At 69.0% G+C, this 245-nt stretch carries 1 protein-coding gene; it reads right to left on the bottom strand.

The genetic code is table 11. The features are described from left to right. The coding region (locus tag CH341_RS35575) for a hypothetical protein (RefSeq protein ID WP_210208755.1) at positions 1–245 on the bottom strand (245 nt) is incomplete at both ends.

Raw genomic sequence — 245 nt, 5'->3', positions numbered from 1 at the left:
GGGACCGACGGCCGGGGCAGGTCCCTCCGGACCGCCGCCCGCAAGCGTCGAAAGATCGATCGGCGCACCGGCATCGAAGCCGCCCTCGCCATCCTGCGCAATGCGCGGATCATCAGGCGAGATGCCCACCGTGCCAAGATCTTGCGGCGGGGCTCCCGCCACACTGCTCGAATTGTCGGAAGGATTGACGCTGCCGCCGGTCGCACCGCCATAGGTGGCCCCACCATAAGTGTTCGAGCGCGGCC

Origin of the sequence: Rhodoplanes roseus (assembly GCF_003258865.1) — a bacterium.
GTDB classification, from domain to species: Bacteria; Pseudomonadota; Alphaproteobacteria; order Rhizobiales; family Xanthobacteraceae; genus Rhodoplanes; species Rhodoplanes roseus.
Note: the sequence above shows the minus strand (reverse complement) of the source record. Positions and strands in the feature narration are given on the sequence as shown.